Annotated in this window: 26 protein-coding genes; 20 read left to right on the forward strand and 6 right to left on the reverse strand. The window is 42.5% G+C overall.

The genetic code is table 11. From position 1 onward, the window contains the following. Nucleotides 1-148: 148 nt before the first annotated feature. The 4 genes from rpoC to ORH16_RS08060 all read left to right on the forward strand — a co-directional run bounded on the left by rpoC (nucleotide 149) and on the right by ORH16_RS08060 (nucleotide 5,694). Entirely contained in the window at nucleotides 149-3,802 is a 3,654-nt protein-coding gene (gene rpoC, locus ORH16_RS08045; protein ID WP_322597294.1) for a DNA-directed RNA polymerase subunit beta', read from the forward strand. 242 nt (nucleotides 3,803-4,044) lie between these two features. Next, complete coding sequence (locus tag ORH16_RS08050; RefSeq protein WP_265457835.1) at nucleotides 4,045-4,605, forward strand: DUF3592 domain-containing protein; 561 nt, start codon at nucleotides 4,045-4,047, stop codon at nucleotides 4,603-4,605. A gap of 227 nt (nucleotides 4,606-4,832) precedes the next feature. Further along, nucleotides 4,833-5,261 carry a methylglyoxal synthase gene (gene mgsA, locus ORH16_RS08055; protein WP_265457837.1) on the forward strand — a complete coding sequence of 143 codons (429 nt, stop codon included), beginning with the start codon at nucleotides 4,833-4,835 and terminating at the stop codon, nucleotides 5,259-5,261. A 19-nt stretch (nucleotides 5,262-5,280) separates the two neighbouring features. Continuing rightward, on the forward strand, nucleotides 5,281-5,694 hold the full coding sequence (locus ORH16_RS08060; protein ID WP_265457839.1) for a VOC family protein: 414 nt from the start codon (nucleotides 5,281-5,283) through the stop codon (nucleotides 5,692-5,694). A gap of 114 nt (nucleotides 5,695-5,808) precedes the next feature. Here the strand turns inward: ORH16_RS08060 and ORH16_RS08065 are convergent, their stop codons facing one another. Both ORH16_RS08065 and ORH16_RS08070 read right to left on the reverse strand, forming a co-directional pair. Next, nucleotides 5,809-6,363 (reverse strand): chromate transporter, encoded by a 555-nt coding sequence (locus ORH16_RS08065; RefSeq protein WP_265457841.1) that lies wholly within the window; start codon nucleotides 6,361-6,363, stop codon nucleotides 5,809-5,811. Beyond that, nucleotides 6,360-6,908: a chromate transporter gene (locus tag ORH16_RS08070; RefSeq protein WP_265457843.1), complete on the reverse strand. Its 549-nt coding sequence runs from the start codon at nucleotides 6,906-6,908 to the stop codon at nucleotides 6,360-6,362. Before ORH16_RS08070 ends, ORH16_RS08065 begins: the two co-directional genes overlap by 4 nt. A gap of 108 nt (nucleotides 6,909-7,016) precedes the next feature. On the opposite strand from ORH16_RS08070, the gene ORH16_RS08075 reads away from it, so the two are divergent. Further along, a complete protein-coding gene (locus tag ORH16_RS08075; RefSeq protein ID WP_265457845.1) occupies nucleotides 7,017-7,871 on the forward strand; it encodes a LysR family transcriptional regulator in 855 nt (284 codons plus the stop codon). Nucleotides 7,872-7,983: 112 nt separating this feature from the next. Here the strand turns inward: ORH16_RS08075 and ORH16_RS08080 are convergent, their stop codons facing one another. Genes ORH16_RS08080 through ORH16_RS08090 form a run of 3 tightly spaced genes read right to left on the reverse strand, consistent with a single transcriptional unit; the run spans nucleotide 7,984 to nucleotide 9,825 of the window. Then, nucleotides 7,984-8,625: an ABC-2 transporter permease gene (locus ORH16_RS08080; protein WP_265457847.1), complete on the reverse strand. Its 642-nt coding sequence runs from the start codon at nucleotides 8,623-8,625 to the stop codon at nucleotides 7,984-7,986. Beyond that, nucleotides 8,615-9,361, reverse strand: coding sequence for an ABC transporter ATP-binding protein (locus ORH16_RS08085; RefSeq protein ID WP_265457849.1), 747 nt, complete (start codon nucleotides 9,359-9,361; stop codon nucleotides 8,615-8,617). Before ORH16_RS08085 ends, ORH16_RS08080 begins: the two co-directional genes overlap by 11 nt. A 2-nt stretch (nucleotides 9,362-9,363) precedes the next feature. Beyond that, on the reverse strand, nucleotides 9,364-9,825 hold the full coding sequence (locus ORH16_RS08090; protein WP_265457851.1) for a helix-turn-helix domain-containing protein: 462 nt from the start codon (nucleotides 9,823-9,825) through the stop codon (nucleotides 9,364-9,366). Between the two features lie 375 nt (nucleotides 9,826-10,200). On the opposite strand from ORH16_RS08090, the gene ORH16_RS08095 reads away from it, so the two are divergent. From ORH16_RS08095 to ORH16_RS08160, 14 genes are all read left to right on the forward strand, one after another. Further along, entirely contained in the window at nucleotides 10,201-11,367 is a 1,167-nt protein-coding gene (locus ORH16_RS08095; protein ID WP_265457853.1) for an AI-2E family transporter, read from the forward strand. 120 nt (nucleotides 11,368-11,487) lie between these two features. After that, the gene (locus tag ORH16_RS08100) at nucleotides 11,488-12,210 is read left to right on the forward strand and encodes a class I SAM-dependent methyltransferase (RefSeq protein ID WP_265457854.1); all 723 of its coding nucleotides are present in this window, start codon (nucleotides 11,488-11,490) and stop codon (nucleotides 12,208-12,210) included. A gap of 188 nt (nucleotides 12,211-12,398) precedes the next feature. Further along, on the forward strand, nucleotides 12,399-13,358 hold the full coding sequence (locus ORH16_RS08105) for an ABC transporter permease (protein WP_265457856.1): 960 nt from the start codon (nucleotides 12,399-12,401) through the stop codon (nucleotides 13,356-13,358). An 11-nt stretch (nucleotides 13,359-13,369) separates the two neighbouring features. Beyond that, the gene (locus ORH16_RS08110) at nucleotides 13,370-14,257 is read left to right on the forward strand and encodes a carbohydrate ABC transporter permease (protein ID WP_265457858.1); all 888 of its coding nucleotides are present in this window, start codon (nucleotides 13,370-13,372) and stop codon (nucleotides 14,255-14,257) included. Between the two features lie 26 nt (nucleotides 14,258-14,283). After that, the gene (locus ORH16_RS08115) at nucleotides 14,284-15,897 is read left to right on the forward strand and encodes an ABC transporter substrate-binding protein (protein ID WP_265457860.1); all 1,614 of its coding nucleotides are present in this window, start codon (nucleotides 14,284-14,286) and stop codon (nucleotides 15,895-15,897) included. Next, nucleotides 15,897-17,384, forward strand: coding sequence for a glycoside hydrolase family 32 protein (locus tag ORH16_RS08120; RefSeq protein WP_265457861.1), 1,488 nt, complete (start codon nucleotides 15,897-15,899; stop codon nucleotides 17,382-17,384). Before ORH16_RS08115 ends, ORH16_RS08120 begins: the two co-directional genes overlap by 1 nt. Continuing rightward, a complete protein-coding gene (locus tag ORH16_RS08125) occupies nucleotides 17,384-18,265 on the forward strand; it encodes an ROK family protein (RefSeq protein WP_265457863.1) in 882 nt (293 codons plus the stop codon). The genes ORH16_RS08120 and ORH16_RS08125 overlap by 1 nt, the downstream gene beginning before the upstream one ends. Before the next feature lie 54 nt (nucleotides 18,266-18,319). After that, nucleotides 18,320-19,297 (forward strand): LacI family DNA-binding transcriptional regulator, encoded by a 978-nt coding sequence (locus ORH16_RS08130; RefSeq protein ID WP_265457865.1) that lies wholly within the window; start codon nucleotides 18,320-18,322, stop codon nucleotides 19,295-19,297. Between the two features lie 151 nt (nucleotides 19,298-19,448). Then, a complete protein-coding gene (locus ORH16_RS08135) occupies nucleotides 19,449-19,850 on the forward strand; it encodes a DUF2871 domain-containing protein (protein ID WP_265457867.1) in 402 nt (133 codons plus the stop codon). A gap of 335 nt (nucleotides 19,851-20,185) precedes the next feature. After that, complete coding sequence (locus ORH16_RS08140) at nucleotides 20,186-21,076, forward strand: SDR family oxidoreductase (RefSeq protein WP_265457869.1); 891 nt, start codon at nucleotides 20,186-20,188, stop codon at nucleotides 21,074-21,076. Between the two features lie 232 nt (nucleotides 21,077-21,308). Beyond that, complete coding sequence (locus tag ORH16_RS08145) at nucleotides 21,309-22,103, forward strand: MerR family transcriptional regulator (RefSeq protein ID WP_265457871.1); 795 nt, start codon at nucleotides 21,309-21,311, stop codon at nucleotides 22,101-22,103. A 560-nt stretch (nucleotides 22,104-22,663) separates the two neighbouring features. Further along, a complete protein-coding gene (locus ORH16_RS08150) occupies nucleotides 22,664-23,410 on the forward strand; it encodes an alpha/beta hydrolase (RefSeq protein WP_265457872.1) in 747 nt (248 codons plus the stop codon). A gap of 119 nt (nucleotides 23,411-23,529) precedes the next feature. Continuing rightward, nucleotides 23,530-24,699 carry a cation:proton antiporter gene (locus ORH16_RS08155; RefSeq protein ID WP_265457874.1) on the forward strand — a complete coding sequence of 390 codons (1,170 nt, stop codon included), beginning with the start codon at nucleotides 23,530-23,532 and terminating at the stop codon, nucleotides 24,697-24,699. A 75-nt stretch (nucleotides 24,700-24,774) separates the two neighbouring features. After that, nucleotides 24,775-25,410, forward strand: coding sequence for an NAD(P)H-binding protein (locus tag ORH16_RS08160; protein WP_265457876.1), 636 nt, complete (start codon nucleotides 24,775-24,777; stop codon nucleotides 25,408-25,410). 172 nt (nucleotides 25,411-25,582) lie between these two features. Here ORH16_RS08160 and ORH16_RS08165 read toward each other — a convergent pair whose 3' ends face one another. Continuing rightward, nucleotides 25,583-25,897, reverse strand: coding sequence for a DsrE family protein (locus ORH16_RS08165; RefSeq protein WP_265457877.1), 315 nt, complete (start codon nucleotides 25,895-25,897; stop codon nucleotides 25,583-25,585). Between the two features lie 126 nt (nucleotides 25,898-26,023). Between ORH16_RS08165 and ORH16_RS08170 the strand changes: the two genes are divergently transcribed. Further along, a complete protein-coding gene (locus ORH16_RS08170; protein ID WP_265457879.1) occupies nucleotides 26,024-26,323 on the forward strand; it encodes a rhodanese-like domain-containing protein in 300 nt (99 codons plus the stop codon). Nucleotides 26,324-26,325: the final 2 nt, after the last annotated feature.

The raw sequence follows: 26,325 nt of genomic DNA on the forward strand, positions 1-26,325 counted from the left end.
TTGAAAACCTGTCGCAACTGTCAGCTTTTCAAAAACTGAGTCGAGAGACAGTTAGGTTAGTCTAGGCGGACTTTATTCGGTGAAGTCCCTTAGCTGACTCTGCTGATCTTTCTCAGTGGGTCATCAAATGAAATGGAGGGAACCCCTTTTGATCGATGTAAATAAATTCGAAAGTATGCAAATCGGTTTGGCTTCTCCAGAAAAAATCAGAAGCTGGTCTTATGGCGAAGTGAAAAAGCCAGAAACCATTAACTATCGTACTTTAAAACCCGAACGTGAAGGGTTGTTCTGTGAACGCATCTTTGGTCCAACTAAAGACTGGGAATGCGCCTGCGGAAAATATAAACGTATTCGTTACAAAGGTATCGTCTGTGATCGCTGTGGTGTGGAAGTCACTCGCTCAAAAGTTCGTCGTGAACGGATGGGTCACATTGAGTTAGCTGCACCCGTTTCCCACATCTGGTACTTTAAAGGTATTCCTTCAAGAATGGGTCTTGTTTTAGACATGAGCCCCCGTGCCTTGGAAGAAATCATCTATTTTGCCTCTTATGTGGTAATCGATCCAGGTAATACTACTTTAGAAAAGAAACAATTATTAACTGAACGGGAATACCGTGAAAAACGTGATCAATTCGGTCAAGAATTCCAAGCTGCCATGGGTGCTGAAGCCATTAAGAAATTATTGGACTTAGTTGACTTAGATGGTGAAGTTGCGGAATTAAAAGAAGAATTGAAAACTGCTCAAGGTCAAAAACGGACCCGGGCGATTCGTCGCTTAGACATCTTAGAAGCTTTCAGAGCTTCTGGTAACCAACCAAGCTGGATGGTTATGGATGTTATTCCAGTTATCCCCCCAGACTTACGTCCAATGGTCCAATTAGAAGGTGGTCGTTTTGCGACTTCTGACTTAAATGACTTGTACCGTCGGGTAATCAACCGTAACAACCGGTTGAAACGTTTATTAGATTTAAATGCACCAAGCATCATTGTGCAAAATGAAAAACGGATGCTGCAAGAAGCCGTTGACGCCTTGATTGATAATGGCCGTCGTGGCCGTCCAGTTACTGGACCAGGTAACCGTCCATTGAAATCTCTTTCCCATATGTTAAAAGGGAAACAAGGTCGTTTCCGTCAAAACTTACTAGGTAAACGGGTTGACTATTCAGGTCGTTCAGTTATCGTTGTGGGACCATTTTTACAAATGTATCAATGTGGTCTGCCAAAGGAAATGGCGATTGAATTGTTCAAACCATTTGTGATGAAGGAATTAGTTTCTCGGGAATTAGCTTCTAACATCAAGAATGCTAAACGTAAAATTGAACGCCAAGAAGATGAAGTTTGGGACGTTTTAGAAGACGTCATCAGAGAACATCCAGTTCTGTTGAACCGGGCACCTACGCTTCACAGATTGGGTATCCAAGCCTTTGAACCAGTTTTAGTTGAAGGTCGTGCTATTCGTTTGCATCCACTTGTGTGTGAAGCCTACAATGCCGATTTCGATGGAGACCAAATGGCGGTTCACGTACCATTAAATGAAGAAGCTCAAGCGGAAGCCCGCATGTTAATGTTGGCTGCTCAAAACATCTTGAACCCTAAAGATGGTAAACCAGTAGTAACGCCATCTCAAGATATGGTCTTAGGTAACTATTACCTAACGATGGAAGAAGATGGTCGTGAAGGCGAAGGCATGATCTTCCGTGATATGAACGAAGCAGTCATTGCTTGGAGAAATGGTTATGTCCATTTACATTCACGGATTGCGGTTAATCCAAACAGTCTAGGTGACAAACCGTTTACTGATTGGCAAAAAGAACGCATGATGGTGACAACTGTCGGTAAAGTTATCTTTAACGAAATTATGCCGCAAGAGTTCCCTTACTTGAACGAACCAACTAATTCTAACTTGACGGAAAAAACGCCTGACAAGTACTTCGTGGAAGCTGGGACAGATATTCCGGCCTTCATCAAGGAACAAGAATTGATTGCGCCATTCAAGAAGAAAAACTTAGGAAACATCATCGCAGAAGTCTTCAAACGTTTCAAAATTACCGAAACGTCTAAGATGCTAGATAGAATGAAAGACTTGGGCTACCGTCATTCAACAATGGCTGGTATCACAGTGGGGATTGCCGATATCATGGTCCTTGCTGAAAAGCATGACATCATCGAAAAAGCCCACAAACAAGTTGAAAATATTACCAAACAATTCCGTCGTGGTTTAATCACCGATGACGAACGTTATGAACGGGTTATTGCCGTTTGGAATGCTGCCAAAGATGAAATCCAACAAAAACTGATGGAAAGTTTGGATGCTAAAAATCCAATCTTCATGATGTCAGACTCTGGAGCCCGTGGTAACATCTCCAACTTTACTCAGTTGGCTGGGATGCGTGGTTTGATGGCCGCTCCAAATGGTCGTATCATGGAATTGCCAATCATCTCTAACTTCCGTGAAGGCTTGTCCGTCTTGGAAATGTTTATCTCAACTCACGGGGCTCGTAAAGGAATGACCGATACCGCCTTGAAGACTGCCGATTCAGGTTACTTGACTCGTCGTCTAGTTGATGTGGCCCAAGATGTTATCATTCGTGAAGAAGATTGTGGCACTGACCGTGGTCTAGATATCCAAGCGATTCGTGAAGGTAATGAAATTATCGAATCATTGGAAGAACGTTTAGTTGGTCGTTATACTCGTAAGAGCGTAATTGATCCAGCAACGGGTGCTGTTTTAGTTGGTGAGGACCAAATCATCACTGAAGACTTGGCTCGCCAAATTGTTGATGCTGGCATTGAAACAGTGACCATTCGTTCTGTCTTCACATGTAATACTAAACATGGTGTATGTAAACATTGTTATGGCCGCAACTTGGCAACTGGTGCTGAGGTTGAAGTGGGTGAAGCAGTTGGTACCATCGCTGCCCAATCTATCGGTGAACCTGGTACTCAGTTAACCATGCGTACATTCCATACCGGCGGGGTTGCCGGCGACGATATCACGCAAGGTTTGCCGCGGGTTCAAGAAATTTTTGAAGCTCGGAATCCTAAAGGGCAAGCTGTCATTACCGAAGTTACCGGTGAAGTCATCGATATCTCTGAAGATGCAGCCACTCGGACTAAAGAAGTGACCGTCAAAGGTGAAACAGATACAAGAACTTACACTGTACCATTTACAGCCCGTATGAAAGTTGCTGAAGGCGACATTATTCACCGGGGAGCTCCATTGACTGAAGGTTCAATCGATCCGAAACAATTATTAGTTGTTCGTGATGTATTGTCTGTTGAAAACTATCTATTAAGAGAAGTTCAACGGGTTTACCGGATGCAAGGGGTAGAAATCGGCGACAAGCATATTGAAGTAATGGTTCGTCAAATGCTGCGTAAAGTCCGCGTTATGGACCCAGGTGGCTCTGACATCTTACCAGGTACTTTATTAGATATTGCTGACTTTAAAGATCGGAACTATGAAACGTTAATTTCTGGTGGTGTGCCAGCTACTGGCCGTCCAGTTCTATTAGGTATCACAAAAGCTTCCTTGGAAACAAACAGCTTCTTATCTGCTGCTTCCTTCCAAGAAACAACTCGTGTCCTGACAGATGCTGCCATCCGTGGTAAGAAAGATCCATTACTAGGCTTGAAGGAAAATGTTATCATCGGTAAGATTATTCCAGCTGGTACTGGTATGGCTCGCTACCGCAATATGGAACCAAAAGAAACAGTTATTGCCAGCGAAAATGTCTACAGCATTTCTGACATCGAAGCGCAAATGGCAGCTGAAGATGCTTTAAACAGCCAAAATATTTAAAATGATATTTAAACAAGTCCCTCGCACTTTGAGGGGCTTGTTTTTTTGTCTAGATGGTGAATAGAAGTGAGGTCGCTGGCGCAATTTGTGTTCCAAAAGATAAAATAAATTTTGAAAAGCAAGAAGAATGCAGCTATAGATGGTAAACTAATGATAGAAAAAAAGATAAACTTGTATAAACAGTAGGATTAAGTAACTGCTAATCATAACTAGAATCGGGTTTCAAAAAAGGGGAAGTGGCAATGAATCAGATAAAACCAAAAAGCTTTGTATATCGCTTTAGCTGGGTAGCTATTTTACTGGCGGCTTTAAGTCTTATTTTCATAGGAGTGGCGGTAATTATGCAGGTTATACCAATAGACTCAGATCATTTTAATCTGTCGGTTAATGGCGTGCGCCAGACCTACAATAGCGAAAACTTGCGCACCTTTCGGCTGATTTTTCTAGCAGCTTTTGGCGGCATCGGTGGCGTTTTACTTTTGGTGTCGGTGATTCTTTTTGCCCGGTCATCCCGTAAAAGTCGACGCATCGAAAACTTGCGAGCCACTGGTAAAAAAGTGCTGGCAGAGGTAGTCGATTATAATTTTTCTGGCGTGACGGTGAATAATCGGCGGGCGACTTATCTTATTTGTTCCTATCAGGCTAAAAGCGGCGAGCATCTAAATTTTAAAAGCCCTTTGCTACGGCGGGACCCTACTCCGTATCTACCGAAGGGAGAGGTGATTGTCTATTATGATAAAAACAATTTGAAGAACTATTTTGTGGATATTGATGGCAGCATGGAAAAAGTGGTTGAGTTGTAAAAGAGCTGTCTGAACTGCTACTTGGAAAACTGTATCTTTAATTTTTTTTAGTGGTGACTTTTTTGATTTATGCAGCAATTCAGTCAGATGAAGTAGATTCTAGGTCTGCTATCTATTTAACTGTTGCAAATTTTTTACATTTAACCAAATAGAAAATAGTTGATTTCTTTACAGGAGAGCAGGTTTCCTGCTACCATTTAGCTAAATAAATTTTGAGGAGTGTTTGCATGAAGATTGCATTGATTGCCCATGATCGCAAAAAAGCCGCCATGGTTAAATTGGCGACCGCTTACGAGCCGATTTTAGCGAAGCACGAATTGTTTGCAACGGGAACGACTGGCTTAAAAATCATGGAGGCAACGAAGTTAAAAGTTCATCGATTTAAATCCGGACCACTGGGGGGCGACCAGCAAATTGGCGCTTTGATTTCAGAGGACTCAATGGATTTGGTGATATTTTTGCGGGACCCGCTGGCTTCTCAGCCCCATGAACCGGATGTCAATGCCTTGATTCGCTTGAGCGATGTCTATGAAATCCCATTGGCCACCAATATCGGGACTGCCGAGGTTTTAATCCGCGGCTTGGCGGCAGGCTTTTTAGATTTTCGGGAATTAGTCAGCCATGAGACAGTGGAAATCTTAGCAGAAGAAATCTAAATTTAAAGGAGCAAATGAGATGGATGAACAACGAGTAGTACCCTTTTTAACATTTAACGGGGAAGCGAAGGCGGCTTTGGAGTTTTATGCGGCTAATTTGCCAGAAGCCGAGATTTTATTGGCGGAACCATATGGCACTGACAATCCGCATATGCCAGCAGCAGAAGGACAACGGATTATGTACGGACTGCTGTCACTCTTAGGACAGAAAATTATGTTTTTAGATATGGACAGTCAGAATCCGGCGCCGGCGTTTAATTGGTCCTCTTCTTTATACCTTGAGTGCCGCAGCGAAGCGGAGTTTGATGTAATCTTTGCTGCCTTGGCAAAAGAGGGCAGCATCATGATGGGACCAGAAGCAATTGGCGATATTCGCAAGTGTGCTTGGGTCGTTGATAAATTTGGCGTGACTTGGCAACCGGTTTGGCGATAAAAAAATAGTTTGCTGCATAAAGAGGCAGCCCTTTTTCAGTGATGAATGTGGTCCTGAAAAAGGGTTTTTCTTTATGGAGAGCAAACTATTTTTTGATAAGTCTTTTAAAACTGCTTAATAAATAATCAAGCCGATAACACCGGCCACACACATCAGTAAAATTGGGTTGACCTTATATTTTTTCAAAGCGAAAAAGGCAATGGCAAAGAGAATAAGCGCCTTGAAATCAATATTAAGCCAAGGAATACTTGAAAGCTCAGAGCTGCCGTAAAAGGTCAGTAAAATAATTGTCAAGGCGGCTGAGGCAATTAGGCCAACAGAGGCAGCCTTCAAGCCTTGAAAAATATTGCCGACTAAAACTGACTCTTGATGGCTTTGGAAAAATTGATATAAAGCCATTGAGATAATCACGCCGGCAGTAATGGCGCCTAATGTGGCCACAAGCGCCCCAAGGACTCCTGCCAGCTGCATGCCGACAAAAGTTGAGGTATTAACGGCTAGTGGCCCGGGAGTCATTTGGGAAATCGTAATAACATCGGTGAAGACCTTCTGGGTAATCCAGCCATTTTTTTCGACGACCTCTGCTTGTATCAACGGGATAATGGCATAGCCACCACCGATACTAAATAAACCAATTTTTAAAAAGTTCCAATACAGTTGCCAAATCATGCTTGCACTTCCTTTCTGCGATTAAAGACGACTAACAGACAGGAGAAGACTAAGATTAATGCAACATTGACTTGGAAAAAAGCATTGAGAATAAAACTGCCGGCTACAATAATTAATAACAATAGGCTGCGCTGACTGCGAATAGCCGTGACCATATCTACCACTACTTCTAAAATTAAAGCGGCAACGGCGGCCTGCATACCGGTTAGTACGGCATTGACTGTTGGATTGGCAGCAAAGGCTTGATAAAATTGCGCAATCACACCGATAATTACCAGCGGCGGTAAGATGCCGCAGACTAAGGTAATAACAAAGCCCGCCCAACCAGCTGCTTTTTTACCGGCTAAAACACATAGATTTATCGCAATCGCTCCGGGAGAGGATTGCGCTACTGCGGCCATTTCCACTAAATCTTCTTCAGTGAAGAAGCGCCCCACATAATATTTGCGAATCATCGGCACCACCACATAGCCGCCGCCAAAGGTAAAGGTGCTGATAATCAAATTAATTCGAATCAACCATAAATAATCTTTCAACGTTTTCATATTTTCACCTCATCTAATTAGTATAAAGGTGTTTTAATGATTAGTGAAATGATAAAATGAAAGAGAAGACATGAATAGATTTCATGGGAAAGCGAATGGTAATCAGTTATGAATTATCGGCAATGCGAAATATTTAGAGCAGTTGCCCGCCAAGAAAATTTCACTAAGGCGGCGAAACAACTTTTTATGACCCAATCGGCAGTTTCACATGCAATGGCGGATTTAGAAAAAGAAGCCAGCACCCAACTATTGGAGCGGCTGCATCGAGGAGTTCGTCTGACACCGGCGGGGGAAATATTTTTGCAGGAGATTCTGCCTATTTTAGAAAATTTTGAGCGGGTGGAAAGTCATCTGCCACAGCTTGCCCAACAGCTGCCCCTGAGAATTGGCTCTTGTATGACCTACGCCAAGAGTGATTTACCGCCACTGATTAAACAGCTGCAGCAGCAAAATATCCGCTGCAAAGTGACTGTTGGACCGGCTGGGGAAATTGCGCAGCTGCTAGAGCAAGGCCAGATTGATATTGCTTTTTTAGAGGGGCAACGAACGCTTGAGGGCTATCAGCAAAAACCGCTGGCCCGCTATCCCATCGGTTTTTATGCCAATCAGGATTTTATCGACCGGCATAAAGGAAAATTTTCTTTTGCGGAAGTCTTGCAACAGCCGCTGTTACTAAGGGAGCGGGGCAGCGCTGTCCGTGAGGCGCTGGAGGCCAGCGTGACGCTGCGAAACTTTCAGCTGCGGCCGGCTTGGGAAAGCAATGATTCAGAGGTGCTGATTGAAGCAGCCTTGCATGGCGTCGGCATCGCAGTGCTGCCGGAGGTTCTGATTACCGCTGAATTGTCAGAAGGCACATTAATTCCTCTACAAATCCCACAAGTTAAACTAGAAAATCCGGTAGCGGCTGCGATTCGCAGCAGCACAGAAATCCCGCAAATTCTCAATTTATGGCAGCAATTATAGAATTTGCGGGAGTTGATATTCGAATTTTTTTGGCTTAACACCTAGTCTAACTAGGAAAGTTAATTTTAATGCAAGTCAACTCAGCTTCATTTTAAGAAAATAAACCTGACTTCTACAAGTTCACCGCCAAAAAATTTCTCGAAGCCCTTTTTTTCGCGAAGTAGCTCGAAAGGATAAACAACAGGCTGCCAACTGCTAAAATTGGCAGCTGACGTAGTTGGTCAGCCCAAGCGATTGAATCTAACCACGGCAGCAGATGAGCTAAGCTTTCTCCGATGATGGCTACGATAGTGGCAGGAATAATCGCAAAAATAAAGCTTTTACCGGCTTGATAGGCCGTTTGAAAAAACAGCGGCAAAAACAGCCAGTTGAAAACGGCGAAAATCAATAATCCAATCCCAAAGAATGCCACGTTAGCCTCGATGCCCACTGGATTGCCGATGCTTCTCAGATACAAGAGACGAATAAAGGCGAAGGGGACAGTAAAGAGTAAAGCGAAAATTTCTGATGCAATTAAAATGGTAAATTTGCTGGTGACAACATCGACTTTTTTAATCGGTAACAGGGCAGTGTAATAAATATCGTGGGTTTCTCTGGCATACAGCAGGTTGACAAAGTTGCCGATGCAGACAAAGAGAAACACCATGCTATACGGATAGCCGGGGACTAACACCAATGCGCCCATCAAAGAGAAAACAAAGAGATTCGGATGCCCGGCTAGCCGAATTTCCTTTTCTAATAAATTAGAAATCATAATGTTTACCCTCCATTCGAACCATAATTTCTTCTAGAGAGAGGTCAGCTTCTTTAGGTGTCTCCTTTAAATATTGAAAAGAAGCGATAAACTCGGCTTTCTCAGCGGCTTGAATCAGCTTGCCCTCCTTTAAGTAAACAATCCAATCTGCAGATTTTTCCAAATCCGAGGTAATATGGGTGGAAAAGAGAATACCCCGGCTACCATCGGCCGTTAATTGTTTAAAAATAACCAATAAATCATCACGGGAGACCGGGTCAAGACCGCTTGTCGGCTCATCAAAAATAAAAAGTTTTGCTTGGTGGGACAAAGCCAAAGCAATATTGTATTTGACCTTCATACCTGCGGAGAGCTCCTTGACCTTTTTTTCAGGATTCAAACCAAACAGACGCATGTATTTTTGATAGGTGTCTTCTTGCCAGTTGGGGTAAAAACGCTTGGTGGTAGCTGTAATCACCTTAAGCTTTTTTTCTTGATAATAATCGACACCCCCAAGGACAACACCAGTTTGCTGCTTCCAAGCAATTTCTTGAGTGAGCTGGTCTTTGCCTAGTAGAGCAATGTTGCCCTGATCAATAGGAATCAAATTTAAAATGGCCTTCAACAAAGTGGTTTTGCCGGCGCCATTTGTGCCAATCAAGCCGACGATACTGCCAGCAGCGATTTGCAGCGAAATATCCGCCAAAGTAAAGCTGGGATAATTTTTAGTCACCTTATCGACTGTTAAAAGTTCCATCGTCAGTCCTCCTTTTTAGCCAACAGGGTTTCAAGACTATAACCGGTCCAACGGAAAAAAGAATCGGCAGTTAAAATGGCAATGCCAGCTGTAGCAGGATTGCTATCCCCTAAAACGACTAAGGTATCGCCGCCTTTGATATTAAAGGTCTCACGGGCTTTTTTCGGTAGCACGATTTGGCCCCGGTTGCCGACAGTCACTGCGCCAAAGATATGTTTGTTCAAGGGGGCTATCGGCAGGCCCGCTTGATCGCTATCGTGGCGCACCAAATCATTTAATGAAACGGTGTATAAATCGGCCAAAGCTGCACAATTTAGTAAATCTGGTAGGCTGTCGCCATTCTCCCACTTGGCAACTGCTTGGCGGGAAACGCCAACTTTTTCAGCGACATATTCCTGTGACCAGTGATTCTTCTGTCGCAGATAGCGGAGATTTGCGGCGACAATTTTTGCTTGATTATTCATACTTTTCACACCTTTCATACTTTGACTATACTTGAATTTTTAACAGACGAACACCACCTGCTGTTAACGAAAAATGTCTGCTTTAGTTGCTTCTAGTTTACCAAAATTATTCCCCTGACAACATCAGACTATTTTTCAGAAAAAAGTCAGTGTGCTTTTCTCGAAAATAAAAAGGAAAAAATTGATGGAAAGTTTTTTTCTGCAATCTGAACTGATGCTGTCATCTAAAAAGAAGCCAGAAATTCAAAAATTTAGGTGAGTAAGCTGAGTTCAAAGCTCGCTAACTTTCAAATGAAAAAAACGGGAGTATATTTAGAGCAGGAAAACGGACTTTTTGATACTATAGAGGTATTACAATGAAAACAGGAGTATATTATGGAAAAAAATCGTTTAATGGCCTTCTTAGGTGGGAAGACCTCCTATTTTGTGATTGGCTTAGTGGCGTTGTCGGCACTGGCCATCTTTTTGCTAAATCAAATTTCCTATATTTTTAATCCCTTGGTGACAATTGTGCTAACTGTCATGCCGCCGGTGATTTTTGCGGGCGTTTTGTATTATGTGTTTAATCCTATAGTGAGTCGGCTTTCAAAGAAAATATCTCGGACTTGGGCCGTTGCTATTGTCTTTTTAGTGGCCTTGCTGATTCTCGGCTTAGCAGGTGTGCAGGCGGTTCAAGTGATTAGCAGCCAAGCCCAAGAATTAGTTCAGCAGCTACCGGATTTATTTGACAATTTTCAAGCGGAGATTGAAAGCTTCTTTGCTTCAACCCCCTTTGACAATCAAGTAACGCAATTGGTGGATTCGATGGATAAAATTGTCACGGACGTCACAGGTTATGTGGCAGATAACTGGCAAGCAGGAGCTTCAAGTTTGGGAAATATTTTTTCAGCAGTTTCTTCCACCTTGGTGACCTTGTTCACGGGACCGATTATCGCCTTCTTTTTGCTGAAGGACCCACAGAAATTTTATCAAGCGGTTTTACGGATGATTCCGCCGGGCTTTCGTCCTGATTTTAAAAAGCTGACTCGAATTGCTAATCAGCAGTTGGGGGATTATCTCAAAGGCCAAGTGATTGCTTCACTGGTTTTAGGTGTCATGTATTGGATTACTTTCTTATTGATCGGTTTGAATTATGCGACCGTCTTGGCGGTGGCGGCGGGGATTTTGTGTATCATTCCTTATGTCGGGCCGTTTATCGCCTTCTTGCCGGGACTATTTATCGCCTTTCAAGACAGCAGCTTTATGGTCATTAAATTTTTAATTGTCTGGTTTGCTGTCCAATTGCTCCACGGCGATTTAGTGGTGCCACGGGTGATGGGAGATCGGCTGAAAATTCATCCAATCACAATCTTAGTGGTGTTATTGGTGATGGGGGACCTCTTAGGCTTTGTCGGCGTGATTTTTGGAATCCCAATTTATACTTTGATTAAGCTAGTTGTTGTCTATCTCTTTAGCCGCTTTAAGCAGCGTTACAATCGTTTCTTTAAAGATAAAGGAACTTATGAAGATAGCGAATTTTCTGAAGAGGACTATTTAGAGTAAAGCGTTGAAAAGATTCCACTCCTTACTATGATTGACAGGAGTTGTGAGACATTAGTTTACTTTCTAAAACAGACTTCACAGTATGGTAACAGAGCTTATTCCACTTTTAGGAGAAAATAAATGACAGTTAAAGATTATTATCAGGAAATTCATCAGCCCTGGGGCGAATTATTTTACAAATTATTGTTTCAACAGTTGAAAGAAAGCTTGCCTGCTGGTGGCCGGATTTTAGATTTTGGTTCAGGCTTCGGTAAAACGGCGGGCTTTTTAAGCCAAACTCATCAAGTGGTCGCTTACGAGCCTAACGCTGAAATGCTGCCGCTGCGACTGGCCGCTGACCAATACCAACAGTTGACGGGCAGTTTTGCCGAATTTGAGGCAGCTATTTTTCAACAGGCAAAATTTGATGGAATTTTGCTGCATAATGTGTTGGAGTATGTGGCCCTTGAAGAGCGCCCCAAAGTTTTAGCCCTACTGCAATCCCATTTAAATCCGGGTGGGAAAATGTCTATCGTCAAGCACAATCGCAATGGAACAATTTTTGCTAAGGCGGTCCTGCAGGATGACCCAGCGTTGGCTTTATCGATTATTAATGGCGGAGCTTCCCGTTCCGCCAATTTTGGAACAGTGGCGGTCTATGAAACGGAGTGGCTGGCAGAAGTCTTGCAGCCGTTAAATTTAGCGGAGCGTTTTGGCCTGCGAACATTTTTTGGCTTGAGTCAAAATACCGAAGTCAAATATACAAAAGCTTGGCAGGAAGCGATGTTTGGCTTAGAGGAAAAAGCTAGCCAGCAGGCACAATTTATTGAAGTTGCGATGTTTAACCATTTGATTTTCAGCTAAAAATAAAAGCACGGTAAACTTTTTTGCAAAAAGCAATTGACAGGAAAGCGCTACCGTGCTATTCTAAATCCATAAAATAGAAACGTTTCCAAAAGAGCTGTGAAAAGATTTTTCTGAATGGAAAAGTTGTCGCTATTATTTTTTTAAAACAAAATGGAAACGTTTCTAAAACGAGGAGAGGGAGTCTGATGGAAAAAGCTCTGCCGATTGAAAAAGTTGATAAGAAAAAAGAGAAGGCCCAGAAAAGGGAGAAAATCAAAAAGCGTTTAAAGCGGGACAAGTGGTTGTATTTCTTAATGATACCGGGAATTTTACTGACGCTGGTCTTTAAATATTTTCCGATGTACGGCGCCTTAATCGCCTTTAAAAATTACAATCCATTATTGGGAATTTTAGGCAGTCCTTGGGTTGGGTTAGAACATTTTAGAGATTTTATATTTTCACCGAATTTCACAAATTTATTAGGCAATACCTTGAAGCTAAGTGTTTATGGATTGTTACTAGGATTTATCCCGCCAATCTTTTTGGCACTAGCCCTAAACCAAATCTTAAACAAAAAGCTTAAAAAGAAGCTGCAATTAATTTTGTACGCACCGAACTTTATTTCAGTGGTGATTATTGTGGGGATGCTCTTCTTATTTCTTTCTGCTAACGGTCCGATTAACGGCCTAGTAGAAAAAATTACCGGTCAGCCCATCATGTTCATGTCTAATCCAGCGTACTTCAGGACCATTTATATTTTGTCCGGTATCTGGCAGGGGATGGGTTGGTCATCCATTTTATATACGGCAACCTTAGCCGGTGTCAGCTCAGATTTATATGAAGCGGCCAATATTGATGGCGCGAATATTTTGCAAAAAATTCGCCATATCGATTTACCGGCCTTAAAGCCTGTGATGGTAATTAGTTTTATTTTAGCCGCAGGAAATATTATGAATATCGGCTATGAAAAAGCCTACTTGATGCAGACATCCATGAATATTCCTACTTCGGAAATCATTTCAACTTATGTCTATAAAGTCGGGCTGCAATCTGGTGATTATGCCTATTCAGCGGCAGTTGGCTTGTTCAACATGATTATCAATGTGATTTTATTGCTACTGGTTAATGGAATCGTCAAGAAACTGAATGAAGGCAAAGGCTTATAGGAGGAAACAAGATGAATATGCAGATGTATTCGCAATTTGATAAAAGAATTTTATGGGTTAACCGCATCATTATCTTTTTTCTGGTGACGATTACGATTTTACCCTTGGGCTATGTGGTGATTGCCTCCTTTATGGACCCGTCAACGTTAATTAGTCAGGGGATTAGCTTGAATCCCGCCGATTGGACGACACAAGGCTATCAACGGGTGTTTGCCGATGATTCGATTATTCGCGGCTTTGTTAACTCGCTGTTTTATTCCTTTACCTACAGCGTCTTAACGGTTTTTATCACCATGATTACCGCCTATCCCTTATCGAAACCAGATTTATATGGCCGCAAAATTTTGATGACCTTCTTTGTCATCACGATGTTTGTCGGCGGCGGCTTAGTACCGACTTATTTATTAATCAAGGACTTGGGTATGTTGAACTCTGTTTGGTCAATTATTATCCCGGGGGCTGTTAATGTGTGGAACATTATCATGGCCCGGACTTACTTTAGCGGTTTACCAAAGGAATTGTCAGAAGCTGCGACAATTGATGGCGCTAATGAATTGCAGATTCTTTTTAAGGTGATGTTGCCGTTGGCCAAGCCAATTATGTTCGTCTTATTCCTATACGCCTTTGTCGGTCAATGGAATTCTTACTTTGATGCGATGATTTATTTGAAGGATCCCGATTTGCAGCCGTTGCAATTAGTTTTACGGAATATCTTGATTCAGAATCAACCATCAACAGACATGGTTGGTGCCAACACAGCGATGGCTGAGATGAAACAAATTGCGGAGCTGATTAAGTATTCAACAATTGTCATTTCCAGCTTACCGCTGATAGTGATGTATCCCTTCTTCCAAAAATATTTTGAAAAAGGTGTTTTAGTCGGCTCAGTTAAAGGATAAACTAAAAAATTTCTCAGGAGGATAAAATGAAAACAAAACCGATGATCTTCAGTGCATTATTAATTTCCAGTCTAGTCTTAGGCGCCTGCGGGGGTTCTGACAGCGCCACTTCAAGTCCAGATTATGAACTAACGGACGTGACTTTTCCTTTAGAAGAAAAAGTGACACTAAAAATGCTCTCACAAGGAGCAGCGTTGGCGCCGGACGATCCCAACGATAAATTAATTTTCCAACGGATTGAGGAAGATACCAATGTGCATGTGGATTGGACAAATTACAATGCTGATTTCGTAGAAAAAAGAAACCTTGATATTGCCAGCGGAGAATTACCAGATGCCATCTTTAACGCTGGGGCTAGTGATTATGATTTACTCAGCTGGGCTGAAAGCGGTGTGATTGTACCGGTGGAGGATTTGATTGACCAATACATGCCCAACTTGAAAAAGATTTTTGATGAAAATCCTGAATACCGCCAATTGTCAACTGCACCAGATGGCCATATTTATTCCTTTCCTTGGATTGAAGAATTAGGAGAAGGCAAAGAGTCAATTCATACTGTCAATGATATGGCCTGGATTAATGTTGAATGGTTAGATAATTTAGGCCTGGCTATGCCAACGACGACGGATGAGCTGATGACAGTTTTAGAAGCCTTTAAAACGCAAGATCCTAACGGCAATGGTGAAGCCGATGAGATTCCCTTCAGTTTTATCAACGACGGCGGCAATGAAGATTTGAAATTTTTATTTGCGGCCTTTGGCGAAGGGGACAACGATGACCATCTAATTGTCGACAATGACGGCAATGCGCAGTTTACCGCAGATAAAGAGGGCTATAAAGAAGCGATTAAGTATTTTAATGAAATGTATGACAAAGGCTTGATTGACGCAGAAGCCTTTGAGCAGGATTGGAATACCTATGTGGCAAAAGGTAAAGAGCACGAATACGGCGTCTACTTTAGCTGGGACAAAGCCAATATCTCAGGCGACAATGATAGCTATGATGTCCTGCCGGTATTAGCAGGCCCTGATGGCACCAAGCATGTCACAAGAACCAATGGGATTGGTTTCTCTCGGGATCGGTTTGTTATCACCAGTGCCAATCAGAATTTAGAATTAACCGCTAAATGGGTCGATAAAATGTATGAGCCTTTACAGTCTGTCCAAAATAACTGGGGCACATACGGCGATGACACGCAGGCTAATATTTTTGAACTCAATGGCGAGATGCTGACTCATTTGCCTTTAGATGGCGAAGCGCCTGGGGAATTACGCCAAAGAACAGAAGCTGCTGGACCATTAGCAATTCTTGACAGTTACTACGGTACGGTAACGACGATGCCAGATGATGCTGCATGGCGTTTAGAATTGATGCATGAAACATATTTACCATATATTTCCAATGAAAATAATTATCCTAAGGTCTTTTTAGAAAAAGAAGAGACCGATCGTTTAGCCAAAATCGAAACGGATATGTGGGATTACATTTACCGCAAACGGGCAGAATGGATTACCAATGGTACTATCGATCAAGAATGGGACGAGTATTTAGCAGAATTAGAGCGGGTCGGCATTGACGAATGGCTGGAAATTAAACAAGCCGGCTATGACCGCTTTGTTGAGGGGACTGAAGCAAATTGATGAATTTAACAACGGCTGAAGATTTATTGCAGGAAGCCAATCGCTATGTGGAAAAAAATAAGGCGGGGGTCAACCCCCGCTATCGCCATCAATTTCATTTGATGGCCCCGATTGGTTGGATTAATGATCCGAACGGTGTGGTCTATTATAAAGGCGAGTACCATGTCTTTTATCAACACAATCCCTTTGATTCTGCATGGGGCCCGATGTTTTGGGGCCACGCCAAATCAAAGGACTTAATCCATTGGCAGGAGTTGCCTATCGCTTTGGCGCCAGACCAATGGTATGACCTTGACGGTTGCTTTTCCGGTAGCGCCATTGAAAAAGATGGCAAGCTGTATTTGCTTTATACTGGCCATCGAGTGATTGACGGGCAAACTTATCAACGCCAGTGCTTAGCTGTTTCTGATGACGGCATTCATTTTAGCAAATCAGCACACAATCCGGTGATTGCCGAAGAACTCTTAGGCCAGCATGGAGAGATTAAAGATTTTCGTGATCCGAAAATTTTTCAAAAAGGAAATAAATATTATACGGTAGTGGCTAGCAAAACGCCGCAGGAAACGGGCCGAATTTTGCTATTCTCTTCGGATAATTTGACGGACTGGCAGTTTGTCTCAGTAGTTTTAGAAGGCACTCCAGAGCAGGGAATCATGTGGGAATGCCCTGACTTATTTCATTTAGATGGCTCAGATGTCTTAATCATTTCGCCAATTCAAATGCCGCAGGCCGGCTTAGAATATCATAACATCAGTTCGACGGTGGCTTTTATCGGGGAGATGGATTGGCAGACAGGGAAATTCCAGACTGAAAATTACCACGAGATTGACCGGGGCTTTGACTTTTATGCCCCGCAAACCTTAGAAGATGATAAGAAACGGCGAATTATGATTGCTTGGATGCAGCTGTGGGACCGGGCCATTCCCAGCCATGATTTAGGTCATGGCTGGTCAGGAGCGATGACTTTGCCGCGAGAGTTAAAGGTTAAAAATCAGCGCTTAATCCAAAAGCCGATTTCTGAAGTTTATGCTAATATCGAATATTTATATGGCGTTGAGAATTTGGTGGTGGCCGGCGAATCTCTCCGTTTGAAAAAGGTTATGGGGGATAATACCTACTTGCAGCTGGTCTGTGATTTATCTGCCAGCCAAAGTTTTGTTTTAGAATTGGCCAAAAATCAAGAATCCGCCATTCGTCTCAGCTATGATAAAGGGAGCGAAATTCTAACCTTGAGTCGGGAAAATTTCGGCTACGCACTCCTTGGTGCAGAAAAAGAGCCGCTGGTTAGCCGCAGTGTGCAGGTGCCTTTAATTAATCAATGTCTGACCCTTGAAATTTTTCGGGATACTGCTAGTTTAGAAATTTTTGCCAATGCACTGGAAACTTTAACGATGACCTTTTATGAAAAGACAGCTGGTCAGGAGATGGCCTTTGAAGCAGAAGGCCAATTAACGATCCAGTCCCTTGAGATTGGTCGGGTGATTTAATGCTCTTAGGTGCAATCGAAGCCGGCGGGACAAAATTTGTTTTAGGTGTCGGTACTCCGGCAGGGGAAATTATCGCCAAGACTACCTTAAAAACAGAAAATCCAGCTGTGCTTTTGCCGAAAATAGAAAGTTTTTTTGCCGACTACGAGCTAGCTGCCGTTGGAGTCGGCAGCTTTGGTCCGTTGGATTTAAATCCCAACTCAAAAAGCTATGGCTTTATCACCAATACACCGAAATTGGCTTGGCAAAATTTTGATTTGTTAGGCAGTTTAAAAAGCAGTTTAGATGTGCCGATTTTTCTGACTACAGATGTGAATGCCTCTTGTTTGGGGGAGAAAACCTTTGGCGCATTTCAAGACTATACAAGTCTAGTGTATTTTACGATTGGCACAGGAGTTGGCGCCGGCGGTATCCAAGGCGGGCAATTTATTCAAGGTCTGTCCCATCCGGAAATGGGCCACATGCTGCTGCGGCAGCATCCCGCTGATTTATATGCAGGGAATTGTCCCTTCCATCAAAATTGTCTGGAGGGCTTAGCCAGTGGTCCGGCGATTATGGCTCGAGCTGGTCGAGCCAGTCATTTATTGGCTGAAGCTGACCAAACTTGGGAATTTGTCAGCGACTATCTAGCTCAAGCGGCCTTTAATGTGTCCTTGATTCTCAGCCCAGAGGTGATTATTTTTGGCGGTGGTGTGATGAAGCAACCGCAGCTGCTACCGAAAATCCGCCAAAAGCTGATGCTGCTTAATCAAAATTATTTGAGCCTGCCAAATTTAGACGATTATCTGCAAACAGACAGCTTAGCTGATTTACAGGGCTTATTGGGCTGTATCGCCTTGGCACAACAGCAACTGTCGCCAACAAAAATGGCGAACCGCTAGTTTTTTTAAATTTTCCTCGTTATAATAAAGTGATTGGACTTTTGGAGGAAAATAATGAAGATTACGATGAAGGAAGTCGCAAAACTAGCCGGCGTTGGTGTCGGCACAGTCTCACGAGTTTTAAATAACGGCTCAGTCAAGGAGAGCACGCGTCTAAAAGTTGAAGCGGCGATGAAGGAATTAAACTATCAGCCGGATTTATATGCCCGCAGCTTTAAAACCAACCGTACGAATACGATTGCGCTAATTATTCCGACTGTCTGGCACCCCTTCTTTTCAGAATTTGCTTGGCATGTGGAGCATCAGCTAGAAAAAAATAATTACAAAGTCTATCTTTGCAATTCAAGTGGCAATGCAGACAAGGAACAAGAATATATTCAGATGGTTGTCCAAAATAAAGTCGACGGCATCATTGGCATCACCTATTCGGATATTGACCAATATATTTCCAGCAATCTGCCTTTTGTCAGCATTGACCGTTATTTTACCGAAGATGTCATCTATGTGACCGCCGATAATTCAGCGGGGGGGCGCTTAGCTGTTAATGAATTGCGGGCTCGTGGTTGTCAAAAACTAGCCTATATCGGTGGGTATCAAGAAACTCCGAATGAAACCAAGAACCGCCGCAAGTATTTTGAAATCGAATGCCAACGGTTGAAACAAAGCTATGAAATTTTAGATATGCTAGAGCCTTTGACGGATTTAGCAGACCGTTTAACCGAATTTTTAACGGCGCATCCTGAAATAGATGGCATCTTCACCATCAATGATTCGATGGCGCTAGATGTCCAACGGGTTTTAACAAAATTAGGCCGACGAGTGCCAGAAGATGTGCAGATTATCGGTTTTGATGGGCAGCGAAATCGTGAAGGTGAAAAATATTTAGTCTCTTCGATTGCCCAGCCGGTAGAGTTAATGGGCCAGACAGCGGTGGACTTAATTTTGCAGGTCATCAACGGGCAAGACGTGCAACAACGGACAGTCTTGCCGGTGGCTTTTGTTGAAGGCGGCACAACGCAAAGTAAAGAATAAACGGCAACTTGAAGTCTCAGGAGTGGGAGGCTTCAAGTTTTTTTGTGGAAATGAACACTTTTTATAAATGTGTCTAAAAAAAATGACAGTCAAAAATGAATATGCTAGGCTTTTCTTAGATTAGAAAAATTATTATCTAAAGGAGAGTACAATGAAAAAATTAGTACGGGTTAGTATGTCCTACATGATTTTAGGATTGGTGTTTGGTGTTTATTATCGGGAGTTTACCAAGTTCAATGATTTTACTGACAAGACGCAATTGAGTGTGCTACACACGCATACGTTGATTTTAGGGATGTTTTTCTTTTTGATTGTGTTGCTATTGGAGAAAAATTTCCAAATCAGCCAGCATAAAAATTTCAAAAAGTTTTTTATCATCTATAATATCGGCTTGGGGGTCACTTTGTTGATGCTGTTAGTCCACGGCACTATGACTGTTCTAGGCTACGCTGATTCAGCGGCGATTTCCGGTATTGCTGGTCTGGGCCATATTATTATCACCATCGGGCTAGGCTTCTTCTTTAATGTTTTATTCGGCTCGATTAAAGAATAAATCCTAATCAGTAATTTGCATTTGTCCTGTACCTTGCTCAATCTTTTCGATGAGAAGTTGGTAACAGTGTCAAATGCTTTTTTATTTGAAAAAAATTTTCCGATGAAAGTCGCTAAAAAAGCAGGAGCTCTTTTTTTAGCGGCCAAAAAGAAATATTGAAGCTAAGAGATTAAGTGCTTTTCCTAGCTATGATTCTTTGTTAGTAACGGCATACTCAAAATATATTTTCCTGTTATAAAGTCATAGCTGTCAATAAATTAACTTCTCAAAATTTGCTCACTTGGATAAAATATTTTTTTAATTTAGTCTGATAGCAGAACGGGAGGAGATTTTTTATGGCAAAACCAGATTTAAAGGACCCAAGAAAGTTATTTCACGATTGGCAGTTTCCTAAACAAGAGCAAGAGACACCGGCCCTTCAAGATGAAATGAAGGTCAAACCAGATTGTGGCGAGGACAGCTATGTCGGCAGCCAAAAATTATTTGGCCGCAGAGTCTTGATTACCGGCGGCGACTCGGGGATTGGTCGAGCTGCAGCAATCGCCTACGCTAGAGAAGGTGCTGATGTTGCCATTCAATATCTACCAGGTGAAGATGAAGATGCCAAAGAAGTTGCAGCGTTGATTGAAGCGGCTGGTCAAAAAAGCCTGCTGCTGCCTTATGATTTGCGGGATGAAGCCGCTCCAGCTGAAATGGTTGAAAAAACAGTGGTCGCTTTTGATGGTCTTGATACCTTAGTTTTAAATGCGGCTCAGCAAATTGCCCAACCAAATGTTGCAGATTTACCGTTGGAACAAGTCAAAGATAGTTTTATGGTCAATATTATTTCGATGTTTGCGACGGTCAAAGCAGCGCTGCCTCATCTACCAGCCGGCAGTGCGATTGTTACGACGACCTCGGTCCAAGCCTATCAGCCGAGCCCGCAATTATTGGATTACGCAGCAACCAAAGCTGCCATTGCCAACTACACCATGAACTTGGCGCAGTCATTGGCGCCAAAAGGCATTCGCGTCAATGGAGTTGCGCCAGGCCCAATTTGGACACCATTGCAATTAGACGGCGGCCAGTTGCCGGATGCATTGCCAGAGTTTGGGCAAGAAGCTCTGTTGGAACGGGCTGGTCAACCTGCTGAATTGGCCCCGGTCTATGTCTTTTTAGCCTCTAATGATGCTAGCTATGTTACCGCCCAAATTTATGGCGTGACTGGCGGTACTCTAATTAATTAAAATTAAAATTAAAAATAGAAATTTATCCTGCGCCGTTGACTTGTTTTTCAACGGTGCAGTTTTTTTGTCGAATAATAGTTCTGAAAAAATTTATTTTACGAAGGGTGGTTACGATTTTTTTCAGATAGTTGGTTAAATTTTGCTATACTGAAAAAAAGTTTATTTCCCCCTTGACCTTCCAGTAACAGGAAGGCTTAAGCTAGGAATGTGCCAGTCAAAGAGGAGGAGCAAGATGTTAACCATCAGTCAGTTTTCGAGAGCCGGGCGGATTACCGCCAAAACGTTAAGGTATTACGATGAGATTGGGTTATTGTCGCCGCAGAAAGTTAATCCGGACAATGGCTATCGTTATTATGCGGTCACCCAATTAGCCGACGTTGCCTTAATCCAGCGGTTGAAAATTTATGGCTGCAGTTTGGCGGAAATTCGAGGAGTGCTCCGTGATGCAACGCAGCTGCCTGTGCTGTTGGCAGAGAAGGAAAAACAATTGCGGGAACAAATGGCAAATTACCAGACCCTCCAGCTACAACTGGCCAAAGATTTGAAAACCTTAGCTGAAGGAGGAGACTTTATGTCTTACCAAAATGAAATTGAACTTGTCGATAGCCCCACCATGAATTTATTTAGTCTGCGGAAAACGATGGATGTCAAAGATTTCGGGAATTTGCTACAGGAATTATTTGAACAGATTGGTGTAGCCGGAGTTACGCCAATTGGTGCCCCAATGGCTTTTTATCACAGCGATGAATACACGCCAGAAAATTACGATGTGGAATGGGCGGTACCAATTGCTGAAGCAACGAAAGCCACCCGCATCTTACCCGCTTATCAAGCTGCCCGGTTAATCTTTAAAGGCAATTACCAAGAGATGCCGTCAGTCTATGGAGCCTTGTCGCAATGGCTTGAAGAGCACAATTTTCAACTGATTGAATCTCCTTTTGAGTTTTATCAAACTGACCCAAGCCAAGTCGCTGCTGACGAAAATCAAGTGGATGTCTATTTCCCCATTAGACTACTGGATGCTTAAAAGTGAGCAAGATAGTCTGTGATTGTCAGGCTTTAGAAAGCTTTTAGCAAAGCTAGCCGCAAGCAAATTCTTGTACCAAATATTGACATCGAAAAGCTGCTGTTATTGTGATAAAACAGTAGCTTTTTTGCTGAGCTGTGAGATTAGCCTTTTTTACAGCTGAAAGCCCGAATTATATTGCACTTTTTTGTGGTTCAGTGGTTGCGTAAGACAGAAAGTACCTATGCTCCTATAAGTTAGGAGGATTTCATCGCAAATTGAAAATGATTAACTGTTCCTACTGGATATTTTTCGTTAGATCGCAAGGTTCGGCGCGGCCTAAACTAGTTGTGCAGCCATTTTCTAATTGCTTACAGATGAGCCAAGTGGAAATTTTTCTTCATTTTTTTATTTTCTTTGATAATTACTGAAGTTTGGCAAGCCCGTTTTACTTGCAAAGACAATTGAAAAATTATGGTCTGAGACAAACTAATCAGCAGTCACAATTGCTGTCAGAAATTGTTTTTTGTGCTACGATCATCTGGCAGTTGGAAAATATCTAAAGAAAGTCAGGAAATAAAATGAAAAAACTAGCCAGATGGCAAAAAGTTCTGCTTGGTGCTTTATTGGCGATTGTCTTAGTCTTTGCCGGGGGCTTTTTGTACCTCGAAAAAAGTACCTACAGTGCCTCAACGGCAGCCGTGAATGCGGAACAGGTGAGCCAAGAATCAAAGGATTATTATTATTTTGCGGCACCGGAGAAAAGTAGCATCAACTTAATTTTCTATCAAGGAGCGCTGGTGGAGGCGGATAGCTACAGTATCTGGGCTGAGCAGGTGGCCCAAGCCGGCTACAATGTTTACCTTTTGAAACTCCCTTTGAATCTCGCTGTTCTGGGAGAAAACGCAGCTGAAAAAATTATCGAAGAAAATCCCGCCGACACGTATATTTTAGCGGGACATTCCTTAGGTGGCGTGATGGCCAGCCGCTTTACTGCTAACCACTTGGATCAAGTAGCCGGAATGATTTATTTGGCCAGCTACCCTGATGAAAAGGGGAGCTTAGCTACGAGTGATTTGCCGGTTCTTTCTTTGACCGCAAGTGATGATGGTGTCTTAGACTGGGATAATTATGAAGCGGCAAAGGAATATCTGCCAAGTGATACGAATTACCAATCAATTGTTGGCGGCAATCATGCCGGCTTTGGTAGTTACGGTGAACAAAAAGGGGACAATCTAGCGGAAATGTCCAATGGCGAGCAACAAATTGAAGTGGCGACGATGTTGATTCAATGGCTGCAGGAAAACTTTCCGCAAAATAATCGCTGAAAAATGTAAATAGAAAAATCCCGCAAACATTTTCAAGTTTGGGGGATTTTTTTCGTTTTTTTACCCAAGAAGTGCTATGCTTTTGGTGATCAATTATATAGAAAAAGGAAGTTACGACAATGGAATTTATCGGTATCTTGTGTCTTATTTTATTAGCAACTACCATCGCTTCTCATTTTTCGCAAAAAATTGGCATCCCGGCAGTCGTCGGGCAGCTACTGATTGGCGTAATCTTAGGGGAAGGGGTTCTCAATTGGTTGCATCCGGATACCTTGATTCATGAGTTTTCAGAAATCGGCGTCATTTTGCTAATGTTTATTGCTGGCATGGAAAGTAATCTGAGCCAGCTAAAAAAATATTTGAGACCGGCTTTGCTTGTTGCTTCTTTTGGCATCCTGTTGCCGCTTTTCTTAGGCTTTGGTACAGGACAAGTGCTGGCGATTTCCACCACTGAAGCAATTTTTTTTGGAATTATTTTGACCGCTACTTCCGTCAGTATTTCAGTGGAGGTATTAAAGGAATTGAAGGCCTTAGACACTAAAGAAGGTTCGACAATTTTAGGGGCAGCAGTAATTGATGATATTTTGACGGTGCTGTTGGTCAGCTTTAGCTTTACGTTTTTAGCACCTGACAATAGTCGCAATTCTCCATCAATTCTTTTGATTGTGTTAGAGGACTTACTATATTTTCTATTGATTTACTGTTTAGTCAAATGGTTGGCACCTTATTTAATGAACCTCAGCCGCAAAGTGTATGCACCGGCGGCCGTCATTATCGTGTCATTGGTCATTTGTCTTTCGATGGCCTACTTGGCGGATTTAGTCGGACTTAGTTCAGTGATTGGCGCCTTTTTTGCTGGCGTTGCCATCAGTCAAACCAAAGATAAAACAGAGGTCCATCGCAATGTGGAGGCCCTTGGTTATGCTGTTTTTATTCCAGTCTTTTTTGTCAGCATCGGTCTGAGCGTTTCCTTCGGCCAATTAAAAAGCCAAATAGTTCTAGTCGTGGCCTTTGTTTTGGTGGCAATTGCCGCTAAAATGATTGGCGGCTTTATCGGCTCCAAGCTTTCTGGTTTTTCTAATAACAGTAGCTGGATGATTGGCGCAGGAATGGTTTCACGAGGGGAAATGGCCTTAATCATTTTACAATTAGGGACAGACGCCGGCGTAGTTGCCAGTGATTACTATTCTTCACTGGTCTTAATTATTTTAGTGACAACCCTCGTTTCACCATTGATTTTGAAATATTTCACGAATCGCACGTATGGCAAGGTCGCATCTAATCAATAAACAGCACTTTTGAAGAAAAAAAGTCTTTAGGGTATGCTTAATTTAAATCAATTAGTCAAACAGGAGGTACAGAAAATGAAAATGTTTATCGCAGGGGCAGCCGGTCGGGTAGCCGAAGAATTAATTGCCGATTTGATTGAAGACGGTCATGAGGTATTAGCCGGAGCTAGAAGCCCTGAAAAAATAAAAACGGGCGTTAAGATCACCCCCGTCCATTTTGATTTACACTGGGAAGTCGCCGAAATGGCCGCTGCTTTAGCGGATGCCGAAGTCGTTTATTTTGTCGCCGGCTCTCGGGGCCAAGATTTACTACAAACCGATTTGTTCGGTGCAGTTAAATTAATGCAGGCTGCCGAAACCCAAGGTATCAAACGCTATATTCAATTGAGCTCGACGTATTCCATGGAACCGGAAAAATGGCGGGGCACTGGTTTAGAAAAAATCATGAACTATAATATCGCCAAAATGTTCGCTGACCATTGGCTCATCGATAACACGCAGCTGGACTACACAATTTTACAGCCAGGTAGTCTAGAAGAAACTACCGCAACAGGCAAAATTTCCGTAAACAGCGGAGCGATGGGTCTCAATCCGATTCCCGATGTCGCTAAAACTTTAGCAGAATTGTTGAAATATCCTAATACGATTAAAAAGGTTATCTCCATGATGGGCGGTTCAGATGAGATTGATGAGGCGTTGAAGTCTGTGTAGCCTTTGGACTGGCAAAACCTGGTTCATTTTAACAAGTCAATGAATCATATAAGAATCTAAAAAAATAGAAAACAAAAAAGGCCAGCAACAGCTTAAACTTAAAACGTTCGCCATTGCTGGTCTTTTCTTTTGCCAAATAGCTCGCTGCTAAAATTGTGTCTAGATTACTCCCTCAAGGCTTAATATAAGCATAGCCATTCGACTGTAGCTTAACTAAATCTAAAACGCCAGCGGGCACCACCTCGACATTTTTAGGTAGCTGTTCTTCTGCGATATCATTCGCCTTTAACGCATTGTGGCAAGCGTGGAAAATAATTTTGGGATTGCTGATAAAGTGTTGGTAAGCCGGTTCAAGATAACCGGTGACAGCTCCACCATTTACTAAAACAATCACTTCAATTGTGGCTGTGGCCTGTAGCAAATTTTTTACATTGCTGCGGGCTTCCGGCCATTTTTCTTTTTCATCAATGTGAAAGACAACCTTCATAAAGATTCCTCCTAAGTTTGTTTGCATTTTCCATGGAAGCACTCAGTCATTCCAAAGAACAATTAGTGGTAATAACTAGGCTTATTGTATATTATCAACATAAGAAAGAAAAATGGGAGGCTCAATATGTATCAAACGATTTCGATGAAGGATTTTTATCAACAGGCAACACAGAAAAAATTACATATTCTAGATGTTCGCCCGGTAGAGGGCTTTTTTGCTGGGCATGTGCCTAACGCAGTGAGTTTGCCACTGGAGGAGCTACCGGAAAATTTAGCTCAGTTGTCAAAGGACCAAAAGTATTACATTATTTGCCGCAGCGGTCAGCGCTCACAAAGAGCCAGCGAGTTTTTAGCAGAAGCGGGCTATGATGTCACTAATGTTGCCGGTGGTACGTTGGCTTGGCCGGGCACCTTAGAGAAATAATT

Source organism: Enterococcus sp. HY326 (genome assembly GCF_026157065.1).
In the GTDB taxonomy this organism is placed as follows: domain Bacteria; phylum Bacillota; class Bacilli; order Lactobacillales; family Enterococcaceae; genus HY326.

Coding starts and splice junctions, on each gene's coding strand:
- ORH16_RS08050 (WP_265457835.1), top strand. CDS start 4,045: ATGAATCAGATAAAACCAAAAAGCTTTGTATATCGCTTTAGCTGGGTA.
- mgsA (WP_265457837.1), top strand. CDS start 4,833: ATGAAGATTGCATTGATTGCCCATGATCGCAAAAAAGCCGCCATGGTT.
- ORH16_RS08060 (WP_265457839.1), top strand. CDS start 5,281: ATGGATGAACAACGAGTAGTACCCTTTTTAACATTTAACGGGGAAGCG.
- ORH16_RS08065 (WP_265457841.1), bottom strand. CDS start 6,363: ATGATTTGGCAACTGTATTGGAACTTTTTAAAAATTGGTTTATTTAGT.
- ORH16_RS08070 (WP_265457843.1), bottom strand. CDS start 6,908: ATGAAAACGTTGAAAGATTATTTATGGTTGATTCGAATTAATTTGATT.
- ORH16_RS08075 (WP_265457845.1), top strand. CDS start 7,017: ATGAATTATCGGCAATGCGAAATATTTAGAGCAGTTGCCCGCCAAGAA.
- ORH16_RS08080 (WP_265457847.1), bottom strand. CDS start 8,625: ATGATTTCTAATTTATTAGAAAAGGAAATTCGGCTAGCCGGGCATCCG.
- ORH16_RS08085 (WP_265457849.1), bottom strand. CDS start 9,361: ATGGAACTTTTAACAGTCGATAAGGTGACTAAAAATTATCCCAGCTTT.
- ORH16_RS08090 (WP_265457851.1), bottom strand. CDS start 9,825: ATGAATAATCAAGCAAAAATTGTCGCCGCAAATCTCCGCTATCTGCGA.
- ORH16_RS08095 (WP_265457853.1), top strand. CDS start 10,201: ATGGAAAAAAATCGTTTAATGGCCTTCTTAGGTGGGAAGACCTCCTAT.
- ORH16_RS08100 (WP_265457854.1), top strand. CDS start 11,488: ATGACAGTTAAAGATTATTATCAGGAAATTCATCAGCCCTGGGGCGAA.
- ORH16_RS08105 (WP_265457856.1), top strand. CDS start 12,399: ATGGAAAAAGCTCTGCCGATTGAAAAAGTTGATAAGAAAAAAGAGAAG.
- ORH16_RS08110 (WP_265457858.1), top strand. CDS start 13,370: ATGAATATGCAGATGTATTCGCAATTTGATAAAAGAATTTTATGGGTT.
- ORH16_RS08115 (WP_265457860.1), top strand. CDS start 14,284: ATGAAAACAAAACCGATGATCTTCAGTGCATTATTAATTTCCAGTCTA.
- ORH16_RS08120 (WP_265457861.1), top strand. CDS start 15,897: ATGAATTTAACAACGGCTGAAGATTTATTGCAGGAAGCCAATCGCTAT.
- ORH16_RS08125 (WP_265457863.1), top strand. CDS start 17,384: ATGCTCTTAGGTGCAATCGAAGCCGGCGGGACAAAATTTGTTTTAGGT.
- ORH16_RS08130 (WP_265457865.1), top strand. CDS start 18,320: ATGAAGATTACGATGAAGGAAGTCGCAAAACTAGCCGGCGTTGGTGTC.
- ORH16_RS08135 (WP_265457867.1), top strand. CDS start 19,449: ATGAAAAAATTAGTACGGGTTAGTATGTCCTACATGATTTTAGGATTG.
- ORH16_RS08140 (WP_265457869.1), top strand. CDS start 20,186: ATGGCAAAACCAGATTTAAAGGACCCAAGAAAGTTATTTCACGATTGG.
- ORH16_RS08145 (WP_265457871.1), top strand. CDS start 21,309: ATGTTAACCATCAGTCAGTTTTCGAGAGCCGGGCGGATTACCGCCAAA.
- ORH16_RS08150 (WP_265457872.1), top strand. CDS start 22,664: ATGAAAAAACTAGCCAGATGGCAAAAAGTTCTGCTTGGTGCTTTATTG.
- ORH16_RS08155 (WP_265457874.1), top strand. CDS start 23,530: ATGGAATTTATCGGTATCTTGTGTCTTATTTTATTAGCAACTACCATC.
- ORH16_RS08160 (WP_265457876.1), top strand. CDS start 24,775: ATGAAAATGTTTATCGCAGGGGCAGCCGGTCGGGTAGCCGAAGAATTA.
- ORH16_RS08165 (WP_265457877.1), bottom strand. CDS start 25,897: ATGAAGGTTGTCTTTCACATTGATGAAAAAGAAAAATGGCCGGAAGCC.
- ORH16_RS08170 (WP_265457879.1), top strand. CDS start 26,024: ATGTATCAAACGATTTCGATGAAGGATTTTTATCAACAGGCAACACAG.